The sequence below is a fragment of the Actinomadura sp. NPDC000600 genome, from assembly GCF_040492135.1.
In the GTDB taxonomy this organism is placed as follows: Bacteria; Actinomycetota; Actinomycetes; order Streptosporangiales; family Streptosporangiaceae; genus Spirillospora.
In genome coordinates this window covers 163,497-174,650 of record NZ_JBEUPD010000015.1, presented here as the reverse complement: position 1 = coordinate 174,650, position 11,154 = coordinate 163,497, and the positions used below count along the sequence as shown (strand labels likewise).

Genomic DNA, 11,154 nt, shown 5'->3' with positions numbered 1-11,154 from the left:
TGGTGCCCGGGTTGTAGCGAGAAAGGCTTGGAAGGGACGCCATGCAGTTGGAGGCGATGTACCAGGAGGTCATCCTGGACCACTACCGCAATCCCCTGCACAAGGGGCTGCGGGAGCCGTTCGAGGGGGAGGCGCACCACGTCAACCCCACGTGCGGCGACGAGGTGACGCTCCGCGTCCACCTGGAGGGCGAGGGCCAGGACGCCACGGTCGCCGACGTGTCGTACGACGCCATGGGCTGCTCGATCAGCCAGGCGAGCGCGTCGGTGATGTCCGACCTGCTGATCGGCAAGTCCGTGAAGGAGGGGATGGCCGTCGGCGAGGAGTTCCTGGCGCTGATGCAGTCCCGCGGCCAGGACGTCGCGCCGGACGAGGACGTCCTGGAGGACGCCGTCGCCTTCGCCGGGGTCTCGAAGTACCCCGCCCGGATCAAATGCGCCCTGCTCGCCTGGATGGCGTGGAAGGACGCGACCGCCCGCGCACTCGGAGAGGCACCATGACCGACACGCCCGCGACCGACACGCCCGCCGCCGAGGCCACCGACGCCGAGGTCCCCGCGGCCCCCGCCTCCGAGCAGGAGGAGGAGATCCTGGAGGCCCTCAAGGACGTCGTCGACCCCGAGCTCGGCATCAACGTCGTCGACCTCGGCCTGGTGTACGGCGTCGACCTGTCCGACGAGGTCGCCACCCTGGACATGACGCTGACCAGCGCCGCCTGCCCGCTCACCGACGTGATCGAGGACCAGGCGCACAGCGCGCTGGAGGGCCTCGTCAAGGACGTCAAGATCAACTGGGTCTGGCTTCCGCCGTGGGGCCCAGACAAGATCACCGACGAGGGCCGCGACCAGCTCCGCGCCCTCGGGTTCAACGTCTGACGGCTCCGCGGACCCGGTCCGCGGGCCCGGCCGGCACCGGTCGACGTGAACGATGAGGCCGCGCCCCGTCCGGGGCGCGGCCTCACGCGTCCCCGGGCCCGGCGATCCGCCGGAGCATCTCGACCGCCTTCGCGTGGTCGCCGGTGCGCCTGGCCTTGCCGTGCCGCTGCCGCATCGTGACGGTCTCGCGCAGCCGCCCGGACCGGCCGAGAAGGAGGACGGCGGTCGCCAGGGTCTCGTCCAGCTCGCGGCGGTACCGCCAGGGGAGCCGCCGCGCGAGAGGCAGCAGATGCTCCGCGTACTCGGCGGTGCAGCGGAGCGCCTCCTCGTCCGCGCCGCCGTCCAGATGGGCGGCGAGGCGCATGCGAAGGGCCATGGTGAACTCTTCCCCGAACGCGCCGGGGTGCGTCGCGGCGATCGACCGGTACAGCCCCACCCCCTCGTCGAGGGCCCTCGCGGCGTCCGCGTGGCGGTCCTTCTCCCGCAGCCGCGCACCGAGTTTGCACAGGGCGGCCGCGAGGTCGCGCCGGACCGCCCCCGGGTTGCCGAGCGCGGCCGATCGGAACAGCTCCACGCCCTCCTGGAGGTCCCGCAGGGCCTCGCCGTGCCGCCGGAGCGCGGCCAGGGCGTCGGACCGGGTGCACAGCGCCCCGGCCAGGCCGGCGCGGAACGCGACCGGGTTGGTCTCGGCGAGCTCCCGGCGGACGCGGACGGCGTCGTCGCCGGCCTCCAGCGCCTCCTCCGCCTTCCCCGTCTGCTCCAGCAGGGCGCTGAGGTTGGTGAGCGCGATGCCGAGGTCGGCCAGATGGGCGGCGCGGTCGACGGCGGTGAGGCGCCGGTACAGCTCGACCGCCTCGCCCGTGGCCGCGAGGGCGTCCTCGGGGTCCCCCAGCGCGGCGAGGCGGTTCCCGAGGTTGTCGAGTGCCCCGGCCAGCTTCGCGAGGTAGCGGGGCGGAGCGGTCTCGGCGAGCCGCCGCCGGATCCGCACCGACTCCCAGGAGGCCTCCAGGGCGCGGTCCCGGTGCCCCAGTTCGGCGAGGCGGTTGCCCAGGTTGTTGAGCGAGGAGGCGAGGTTCTCCAGCCTCGCGGCCGAACCGCTCTCGGCGAGGCGCCGGTCGAGCTCCACTCCCTCCTCGGTGGCCTCCAGCGCCTCCGGGCGCATTCCCAGGTGCGCCTGGCAGATGCCGAGGTTGACCAGCGCGCCGGAGAGGTCGGACAGGTATTCGCCCGGACGCTGTTCCGCCGGCCGCCGGTAGGCGGCGACCGCCTCCCGCGCGGACTCCATGGCCTCCGCGTAGAGCCCGGCCTTGATCAGCCGGCCGGTGAGCTTGGTATGGGTGAGGGCGCGGTCCTCGAGCACGCCGTCTCCTTCCCGCGGCGCCCGGCCGAGCCGCTGCTCCGCCCAGCGGCGGGTGATGGCGGCGACGCCGGGGTCCAGGTCGACGTCTCGCCGCTCCGGCAGCAGGGCCTCGACCGCGTCCAGCAGCGCGGGATCGAGGTCCGGCAGCTCGGCCAGGGCGGTGAGCGCGGCGCCGCCGGCCTGGACCGCCAGTTCGGGCCGCGCCCTGAGCAGGGGGAAGAGCCGCCCGTCCCGGACGTGCGGCCAGCGCCGCGCGGTCTCGACGAGCACGGTCATGGCGGAGCGGGTCCACGCCTTCCCGCCCGCCCCGAGCAGGCGTTCGGCCGCGTCGGCGGCCCAGGGGTCGCTCGGGTACGGGTGGTCATGGCCCGGGGTCGTCAGCGCGACGAAGTCCTCGCCGAGCCGGTCCGGGTAGAGCGGCCGCAAAACGCCGGCGGACCCGGGCGGCGGCGGGTAGCAGACGGCGTGGTCCTTGATGATCTGACCGGGGTGCAGAACGGACTCCACCTCGGCCCGGACCAGCGCCTCAACCGCCTCCGCGCGCGGAAGGCCGCCGGTCAGGGTGGCCGTGTAGACGGCCTGGCCCATCGCGTCCGCGCCGGTGCTCAGCAGGCCGCGGTGGAGCTCCTCCCAATGGACGCGCTCGCGCGACAGGAGGAACATCGAGACCTCCGCGGGCAACCGCGGCGCCCGGGCGCCCTCCTCATGGGCGAGCACCGCGGCGAGCGCGGCCATGTGCACCGCGAGCACCTGGGTGTAGCCGTCGTCCGCCATGACCGCTTCGGGCGCCGGTACGAGGCGCGCCCCGGGCACGTCCAGCAGCGCCGCGTACCGGTCGCGCGCCTCCTCGAACAGCCTGCCGCGGCCGTGCGCGCCCGCTTCGAGGGCGTCCAGGGCGCTCGCCCCGGCCTCCAGCCCGAGATCGGCGTCCAGCCTGTGCGCGAGGGTCTGCCACCAGGTGCCGGCCGGGCGCGCCAGCAGCAGCACCCGCACCTTGGGCCCTTCCGCGCCGCGCAGGTCGGAGAGCATCCTGAGCAGGTCGGCGACGTCCCAGCGTTCGGCGTAGTCGGCGACGACCAGCAGCCCCCGTGCGGCGCGCAGGTCGCCCGGCGCGAACTCCGGCGGCGCGGCCGGATCGTGGCGGTGCAGCGCGGTGAGGACCGTCCAGCCGTCGGCACTCCAGAGCCGCGCCGCCTGGGCGGCCAGGCGGGACTTGCCCTGCCCTCCCGGCCCGTGCACGAGCCGCACGGACAGTGCCGCCCGCCCGTCGCGCCACTCGCGCAGGCCCGCCAGTTCGGCCTCGCGCCCGGTGAACGGCACCGCCTCGCTCGACACGCGGAGCAGCCGGCTCGGCTGGGCCCGGGCCTCGGCCGCCGAGGGCGGGGAACCCCGCGGCCGCCACCACCTGAGGCGGTACGGGTCCTCGGCCTCGTACACGACCATGTCGCGGCCCGCCTGGAAGACCCGGCCGAACGGCCCCGCCGAGGCGCGCTGGGTCAGCATGCCGTCCCGGTCCCTTCAACTCGATCACCGCCATGGGACACCGCCGCGCGGCGGCGGGCAAGCGGGGCCGCCGACCTGGCCGCGGTCGGCCGCCGCGGGCGGGCCGCTTCTAAGGTGGCATCTGTGAGAGATGCGTTCCCCGGGAGCGATCCGGCGCTGGTCGCCCGCCGGGCCGCGTCGTTCGGCGGCGAGGCGGCGGCCTACGCGAAGGAGCGTCCCGACTATCCGGACGCGGCCGTGCGGTGGGCGCTGGAGCCGGTCGCCGGGCGCGGGCGGCTCCGGGTCCTGGATCTCGGCGCCGGGACGGGCAAGCTGACGCAGGTGCTGCTGCGGACGGGCGTGGACGCGGCCGGCGTGGTGGCCGTGGAGCCCGACGCGGCGATGCTGGCGGAGCTGCGGCGGCGCGTGCCGGGCGTGCGGGCCCTCCGGGGAAGCGCCGAGGCCGTGCCGCTCGAGGACGGAGCCGTCGACGCGGTGCTCGTCGGGCAGGCCATGCACTGGTTCGATCCGGACCGGGCGCTGCCGGAGATCCACCGGGTCCTCGCGGAGGGCGGCGTCCTCGGCGGGCTGTGGAACACCGACGACGACCGGGTGCCGTGGGTCGCCGGGCTGAAGCGGGTGGCGCGCAGCAGCGTGTCCGCCTCGAACTGGCGGTCGAAGACGCTGCCCGAGACCCGGTGGTTCCCGGGGTTCGAGCGGGCCGAGTTCCCGCACGCGCAGCGGCGGACCGCCGAGTCGCTGGCGGCGACCGTCGGGACGCACTCGCACATGCTGGTGCTGGACGCCGAGGAGCGCGCCGCCGCCCTCGGCCGGGTGCTGGAGTACCTTCACGGCACCCCGGAGACGGCCGAGGGGGAGTTCGACCTGCCGATCGTCACTCTTGCCGCGCGTGCTCCGCGGGGTCGCGGGTAGCGTCCCCGGGCGGCCTGGGCGGCCAGACGGTGGTGGTGATCGGCCACAGCGACCAGACCGCCAGGACGAATCCGAGGCGCCCCGGCCAGGCGTCGAGGGCCCGCGTGCGGTCCGCGTCGCCGACCAGCGCGATCATCGCCAGGAGCAGGCCGCACGCGATGGCCGTGGCGAGGACCGCCTTGCCGAACTCGCGCCACTCGTGGCGCGCGCGGGCCGCCCCGTACCTGGGGCTGCGCGTGGGCGGCGGGCCGCCCGCGAAGCGGTGGGCGAAGCGCTCGTCCGCCCAGCGCACCATGCTGTGGCCGAACGCGACCGAGTAGCCGAGGTAGGCGGCCGCCAGCCCGTGGCCGGTGCCGGCGGTCGCGCCGCCGCGCAGGTCGACGACCGCGGCCGCCAGCAGGACCAGGTCGAGCAGCGGGACGCACAGCAGGAGCGCCGCGCCGGTGCGGCGCAGGCGCAGCGCGTAGCGGGCGAGGAGGCCGGCGGCGAGGACGACCCAGAAGCCGATCTCGCATGCGGTGATGACCGCCAGGAGCACGTGGAATCCCTTCTCGACGCGGGTTTCCATCGTCTGCTCCGGACGGCCGCCGATCGTCGTCTGCGGTGAGGTTCCGGGGGTCGTCCGAAGGATGTACGGGCGCTCCTCACCCGGGCGGAAGTGGAGACCCCGGCCGGGATGCTGAGATGGACGCGTGCACAGCCTCCGACGTCTCACCACCCCCCAGGACGCGCTGATCGCCGCGGCCGCGTTCGCGGGAGGGCTCGTGGTGCTCGCGGCGCACGGCCACACGGTCTGGTCCGAGAGCTGGAACCCGCCGTTCGCGGTGCGGCTCGTCCCGCTGGCCGGGCTGTGCGCGGCGATGCCGCTGAGGCGGACGGCGCCGCTCACCTGGCTGCTGCTGGCGACCCCGTTCAACTTCGTCGACGTAGCGTTCGGGCCGAGCCTCGCCACCGCGATGATCTACGGGGACGCGCTGTACGCCGCGAGCCTGTACGGGCGGCGCCGGACGGCGGAGTGGCTGCTCGGGACGACGCTCGCCGCGAGCCTGGCGGTGGCGGCCGCCGTCGCGCTCGCGCTGCGCGGCGTCGCGGTCGGCGTGCTCGCGGCGTCGCTCACCGGGGTGGTGTGGGTGACCCCCGTGCTGACCGCGATGGCGGTCCGGGAGCACCGCTCCCGGGCCGAGGCCGAGCGCCAGCGCGCCGAGCAGGTCGCGCGCCTGGCCGAGATGGACCGGCGGGCCGCGGTGACCGCCGAGCGCGCCCGGATGGCCCGCGAGCTGCACGACGTGATCGCCAACCATCTGAGCGCGGTCGCGCTGCACTCCTCGGCCGTCCTGAAGGTGCAGGGCCTCGACCGGGAGGAGGTGAACCGGGCCATGGAGGTGATCCGGGAGAACAGCGTGCGGGGGCTGGCCGAGATGCGGCGGATGATCGGGCTGCTGCGCGAGGGCGACGCCGAGGACCCGGCGGCCCGGCCGCGCCTGGCGGAGCTGGACCGGCTCGTCCGGCACACCGCGCGGCCCGACCTGTCGGCGCGGCTGGAGGTCGCCGGCGAGCAGCCGGACCTGCCGGCGGCGGTCGAGCTGGCCGCCTACCGGATCGTCCAGGAGGCGCTGACGAACGCGCTCAAGCACGCCGGGTCCGGGTACGCCGACGTGCGGGTGGAGTACGCGGGCGGGCGCGTGGTGATCGACGTGCTGAGCCCGCTCGGCCCGGACGGCTCCCGGCTGCCGGGCACCGGCAGCGGCCTGGTCGGGATGCGCGAGCGCGCCGTGATGCTCGCCGGCAGGTTCGACGCCGGGCCGGACGGCGGCCGGTGGCGGGTGCACGCCGAACTGCCCGTCGACTCGCTGAGCGGGGCGGCATGAGCGGCGAGCCGAGCGGGACGAGCGCTGAGCAGGGCCGTGTGGGCGGCGGGCCGGGCGGTCCGATCGAGGTGCTGGTGGCCGACGACCAGGCCGCCGTCCGGGCGGGGCTGGTGCTGATCCTCGGCGCCGCGCCGGACGTCCGGGTGGTCGGCGAGGCCGCGGACGGCGCGCGGGCGGTGGAGCTGGCCCGCGAGCTGCGCCCCGACGTCGTGCTCATGGACGTCCGCATGCCCGTCCTGGACGGCATCGCCGCCACCCGGCGGATCGCCGGGTTCACCGACGTCCTGGTGCTGACGACGTTCGACATGGACGAGTACGTGTTCGGCGCGCTGCGGGCGGGCGCGGCCGGGTTCCTGCTCAAGGACGTCGACGCCGACAAGCTGGTGGAGGCGGTGCGGACGGTCGCGGCGGGCGAGGGCATCATCGCCCCCAAGGTCACCCGGCGGCTGATCGGGGCCTTCGCCGCCCGGCCCGCCGTGCCCGCCGAGGTACCGGGGCTGGCCGAGCTGACGCCGCGCGAGCGCGAGGTGTTCGCCTGCCTCGGGGAGGGCCTGTCGAACGGGCAGATCGCCGCCCGGCTCGCCATGGCCGAGACGACGACCAAGACGCACGTGAGCCGCATCCTCGGCAAGCTCGGGCTCGCCGGCCGCGTCCAGGCGGCCATCCTCGCCCAGGAGACGGCCGTCACCGGGCTTTCCGGCCTTGATCCACATAAGGGATCAACCGGGGCGGACTAGGCCCGCAGCGGCGATCTCAGCGCGACATGGCTCGGATCAGGTCGGCCACCCGGACGATGCCGAGGCAGCGGCCGACCTCGTCGACCACGACGAGGTCGTCGTAGACGCGCTCGTCCGCGGCCCCGGCGGCCCGCAGCGCGGCGATCGCCGGGACGGTGCGCGGGACCGGGCGCGGCGGGTCGGCGAGCCGCGCGGCGGGCCGGCGCGCGTGCAGGGCATGGCCGTAGGCGCCCGACAGCTGGAGCAGGAAGCGCGTCCGGTCCACGGTGAAGCTCGGCCGCTGCCGCTCGTCCACCAGGACGACGCTGGTCGCGCCGGTCTCGGCGGTGAGCGCGTTGAGCACCTCGCCGGCGGTCGCCGTCCGCGGCAGCGTCACGGCGGGGAGGGTGAACTCCGACACGCGCGGTCCCAGTCCGGCGCCGGGCCGGGCGGGCGCCGCGGCCTCCCCGGTGACCGGGATGGTGACCGGCATCCCCGGCCGCCACTCCGGCGGAGCGAGGGCCGGCCCCTGGACGAGCCGGACGCCGGTCTCGCGCATGTGCACCACCTGGTCGCGGGCGGCCATGCCGGGCGCCAGGACGTGCGTCTCCAGCCGGTGGGCCAGCTCGACGAGGCTCGCCACGAGCGCCGCGCGGCGCGGATCGGCGGCCGCAGTCCGGGCCAGCCCGGGATCGAGCTTGAGCAGGTAGGAGGCGCCTTCCACGAGCAGGTCGAGCGGCGTGTGCGCCGAGCCGAGGCCGGAGAGCCCGACGAGGTAGCCGGCGCGGCGCAGCGCGGACAGCGCGGCGGCGAGGGCCGGGCGGCGCGCGGGCGGGAAGCCCCCGCCGACGCACAGGATGATCTCCTGCGGGCGCCGTCCGGTGTCGCCGAGGCCGCGGTGCAGCTCGGCCAGCAGGTCCTCGCCGCCGGCGAGGGTCTCGGCGCGCAGCCCGATCTGGATCGGCAGCGGCGTGCCCAGCCCGGCGGCCGCGCGGGCGGCCTCGACCGCGCGCCGCACGTCCCCGGACGCCGGGTCGGGCCGCATCGGTCCGCCGGACGGGCCGGGCGGGCCGGACGGAGCGGACGGTGCGGCGTGCGCCTCCACGGCGACGACGGCGCCCGTGCCGAGGTCGACCACGGGATGGAACACAGCCCGGGCCGGGACGAGCGCATCGAGGGTGTCGGTGGCGGACACAGGCGCATCATGCCGCCCGCGGCCCGGTCAAACCAGACTTGTTGGGAGAAGTTAACCCACAGTTCCCGAGGTCACGCGGCCGGCCGGCATCCGGTCACAGCCCGCGGCCAGCCACGGCCGACAGCAGGTACGTCACGCCGGCGACGGCCGCCAGCCACACGTAGGCGGTGATGTCGGCGCCGCGCAGCGCCTGCACCACGAGCCCGCCGACGACCGCGACGGTCAGCACGTCGCCGGTCATCGCGGCGGCCCGCAGGTGCGCGCGGGCCCGGGTGCCCGACCCGAACCCCTCGCTGAGCGGCAGCGCCGGCTCGTTGCGCCGGTAGGCGAGATACGCCGCGTACCCGGCCAGCGCGGCCAGTGCGATGAGGGCCGTGCCCGACCGCCCGTCGGCGGCCAGCACGGCCCCGACCACCACACCGGCGCCCAGGACGAGCCCTGGGACGGCCCACCGGCTGAGACTGCGGCGTTCGGGAGCGATCCACATGTGCTCATCCTTGCGGATCGGCGCACGCGGGGGACCGGCAACGCGCCGGGCTGTATCTTTCCGCTTCGTGGCGCAATTTCGAATGAACGGCTCGAAGATGCTCGCCGTCGACCTCGGCGGCGAGACGATCCGGGCGCTGAACGGCTCGATGGTGGCCTACGAGGGCCAGATGTCGTTCAAGCGGCAGGGCATGACGGGCGGCGAGGGGCTGCGGGGCGCCCTCAAGCGCAGGATCGCCGGCGAGGGCATGACCCTCATGGAGATCACCGGGCAGGGGACGGTCTACCTGGCGAGCGAGGCGACGGAGGTGACCCTCGTCCAGCTCACCGGCGACACCCTGTTCGTGGAGTCGGAGAGCCTGCTGGCGCTCGACGGGAGCCTCCAGACGGGCGTCCAGTTCGTGGGGCTGCGGGGGATGGGCACGGGCCAGGGCCTCGCCACCACCAAGGTCGACGGGCACGGGACGGTCGCGATCCTCTCGCAGGGCCCGGCCATCGCGCTGGAGGTGACGCCGCAGACGCCGCTGTGCGTCGACCCGCACGCCTACGTCTGCCATCACGGGCAGCTGCAGCAGGACGTGGTCACCGACGTCAACTGGCGGACGGTGATCGGCCAGGGATCGGGGGAGAGCGTGCAGTTCCGGTACCAGGGGCACGGGCTGGTCTACGTCCAGCCGGCCGAACGCGGCGGGATTCTGGAGATCTGATGCCCGGCTACCAGTCGATCAATTCCAAGATGCTCCAGGTCCGGATCGGGCCCGGGCAGGAGGTCTACAGCAAGCGCGGGGCCATGCTGGCCTACACCGGCCCGGTGTCGTTCGCCCCGTCCACCACGGCGGGGCAGGGCATCGGCGGTGCCCTCGGGCGCGCCGTCGCCGGCGAGCACAGCGCGATGATGCACGTGACCGGCCAGGGCAGCGTCATGTTCGGCCATGGCGGGCTGCACGTGTCCGTTGTCGAGCTGAACGGCGCCGACACCCTGTACGCCGAGGCCGACCGGCTGCTCGTGCACGACGCGACCCTGCAGGTCGGGACCATGTTCATGGGCGAGCAGGGCGGCGTGCGCGGCATCGTGCGCGGCGCGGTCACCGGGCAGGGCCTGTTCACCACGACGCTCACCGGGCACGGCGCGTGCGCCCTGCTGTCGCACGGCGGCGTGATGGAGCTGCCGATCACCCCGCAGCGCCCCGTCCACGTCGACCCGCAGGCGTACGTGGCCCACCGCGGCCAGGTGCAGAACAAGCTCACCACGGCGGTGGGGCTGCGCGACCTGATCGGGCGCGGCTCCGGCGAGGGCTTCCAGCTGGAGCTGAGCGGCTCCGGCGTCGTCTACGTCCAGGCCAGCGAGAGGAAGATCTGACCGTGAGCACGTTCGGCACGCAGACCTGGAACCCCACGACCCTGCCGTCCAACGACAACGTCAACCCCTACGCCTTCAGCGTCGACCTCAACGGCCAGTGGTTCGCGCAGAAGGGCAAGATGATCGCCTACTACGGGCAGATCAGGTTCGAGGCGCTGTCGGCCGGCCCGCTGGACTCCCTCGTCGCGCACACGTTCAACTCCCCGCTGTACGCGCAGGACTGGATCGTCGCGCAGGGGCAGGGCAAGCTCGTCCTGGCCGACCGCGGGTTCGACGTCAACTCCTTCGACCTGGAGGAGGGCAACCTCACCGTCCGGGCCGGGAACCTGCTCGCCTTCGAGCCGGGCCTGGAGCTGAAGCAGTCGATCATCCCGGGGTTCCTGACCCTGATCGGCACGGGCCGGTTCGTCGCCGCGTCCAACGGGCCCGTGCACTTCGTCGAACCGCCGATCCGCGTCGACCCGCAGGCGCTGCTCGGCTGGGCCGACTGCCCCTCGCCCTGCCACCACTACGACCACTCCTACATGCGCGGCGCGTTCGGCGCCGCCCGGATGATCTTCGGGATCGGCGGCTCGTCCGGCGAGGAGCACCAGTTCGACTTCACCGGCCAGGGCACCGTGATGATGCAGTCGTCGGAGGTCGTGATGAACGAGGACGTCCTGCTGCGCGACCTCGAAGGCCAGATCGGACTGGTCGGCACGTCCGGCCTCCAGCGGCTCCAGCACACGATCACGCAGCGGCTCGCCGCCGAGCGCCAGGGCTGACCCCCCGGGGGCCGGACGCGCGCGGCCGGCCCCCCGGGCCGCCGGGGCAGGGCTGGGGGTGCAGCGCGAACGTGGGGTGGCGCCGCGGGAGGCCGGACCGGCCCACGCCTCAGAGA

The 11,154-nt window shown here is 75.0% G+C and carries 12 protein-coding genes; 8 read left to right on the top strand and 4 right to left on the bottom strand.

Translation table 11 applies throughout. The features are described from left to right. Window positions 1–41 precede the first annotated feature (41 nt). A complete protein-coding gene (sufU, locus tag ABWI07_RS22710; RefSeq protein WP_149258182.1) occupies window positions 42–500 on the top strand; it encodes a Fe-S cluster assembly sulfur transfer protein SufU in 459 nt (152 codons plus the stop codon). Further along, window positions 497–874 (top strand): metal-sulfur cluster assembly factor, encoded by a 378-nt coding sequence (locus ABWI07_RS22705; protein WP_149258183.1) that lies wholly within the window; start codon window positions 497–499, stop codon window positions 872–874. The genes sufU and ABWI07_RS22705 overlap by 4 nt, the downstream gene beginning before the upstream one ends. A gap of 82 nt (window positions 875–956) precedes the next feature. Here the strand turns inward: ABWI07_RS22705 and ABWI07_RS22700 are convergent, their stop codons facing one another. Further along, complete coding sequence (locus ABWI07_RS22700; protein WP_353819724.1) at window positions 957–3,737, bottom strand: tetratricopeptide repeat protein; 2,781 nt, start codon at window positions 3,735–3,737, stop codon at window positions 957–959. Window positions 3,738–3,860: 123 nt separating this feature from the next. Here ABWI07_RS22700 and ABWI07_RS22695 point away from each other — a divergent pair, with 123 nt between their 5' ends. Continuing rightward, the gene (locus ABWI07_RS22695; protein ID WP_149258185.1) at window positions 3,861–4,649 is read left to right on the top strand and encodes a class I SAM-dependent methyltransferase; all 789 of its coding nucleotides are present in this window, start codon (window positions 3,861–3,863) and stop codon (window positions 4,647–4,649) included. On the opposite strand, the gene ABWI07_RS22690 is transcribed toward ABWI07_RS22695, so the two are convergent. Continuing rightward, the gene (locus tag ABWI07_RS22690; protein ID WP_235036645.1) at window positions 4,612–5,217 is read right to left on the bottom strand and encodes a hypothetical protein; all 606 of its coding nucleotides are present in this window, start codon (window positions 5,215–5,217) and stop codon (window positions 4,612–4,614) included. The two genes, ABWI07_RS22695 and ABWI07_RS22690, sit on opposite strands and share 38 nt — an antisense overlap. Before the next feature lie 124 nt (window positions 5,218–5,341). Between ABWI07_RS22690 and ABWI07_RS22685 the strand changes: the two genes are divergently transcribed. Together ABWI07_RS22685 and ABWI07_RS22680 are read left to right on the top strand one after the other, a co-directional pair. Further along, window positions 5,342–6,517, top strand: a complete 1,176-nt coding sequence (locus ABWI07_RS22685) for a sensor histidine kinase (RefSeq protein WP_353819723.1) — start codon at window positions 5,342–5,344, stop codon at window positions 6,515–6,517. Continuing rightward, window positions 6,514–7,254: a response regulator gene (locus ABWI07_RS22680; protein ID WP_149258187.1), complete on the top strand. Its 741-nt coding sequence runs from the start codon at window positions 6,514–6,516 to the stop codon at window positions 7,252–7,254. Before ABWI07_RS22685 ends, ABWI07_RS22680 begins: the two co-directional genes overlap by 4 nt. Window positions 7,255–7,270: 16 nt before the next feature. On the opposite strand, the gene ABWI07_RS22675 is transcribed toward ABWI07_RS22680, so the two are convergent. After that, a complete protein-coding gene (locus tag ABWI07_RS22675) occupies window positions 7,271–8,428 on the bottom strand; it encodes an EAL domain-containing protein (protein WP_353819722.1) in 1,158 nt (385 codons plus the stop codon). Between the two features lie 94 nt (window positions 8,429–8,522). Continuing rightward, a complete protein-coding gene (locus ABWI07_RS22670) occupies window positions 8,523–8,915 on the bottom strand; it encodes an ABC transporter permease (RefSeq protein ID WP_149258189.1) in 393 nt (130 codons plus the stop codon). Window positions 8,916–8,982: 67 nt separating this feature from the next. Between ABWI07_RS22670 and ABWI07_RS22665 the strand changes: the two genes are divergently transcribed. The 3 genes from ABWI07_RS22665 to ABWI07_RS22655 are packed head-to-tail and all read left to right on the top strand — an operon-like array spanning window position 8,983 to window position 11,038. Then, window positions 8,983–9,621: an AIM24 family protein gene (locus tag ABWI07_RS22665; RefSeq protein ID WP_235036646.1), complete on the top strand. Its 639-nt coding sequence runs from the start codon at window positions 8,983–8,985 to the stop codon at window positions 9,619–9,621. After that, window positions 9,621–10,274, top strand: coding sequence for an AIM24 family protein (locus ABWI07_RS22660; protein WP_149258190.1), 654 nt, complete (start codon window positions 9,621–9,623; stop codon window positions 10,272–10,274). Before ABWI07_RS22665 ends, ABWI07_RS22660 begins: the two co-directional genes overlap by 1 nt. 2 nt (window positions 10,275–10,276) lie before the next feature. Then, window positions 10,277–11,038: an AIM24 family protein gene (locus ABWI07_RS22655; protein ID WP_149258191.1), complete on the top strand. Its 762-nt coding sequence runs from the start codon at window positions 10,277–10,279 to the stop codon at window positions 11,036–11,038. Window positions 11,039–11,154 lie beyond the last annotated feature (116 nt).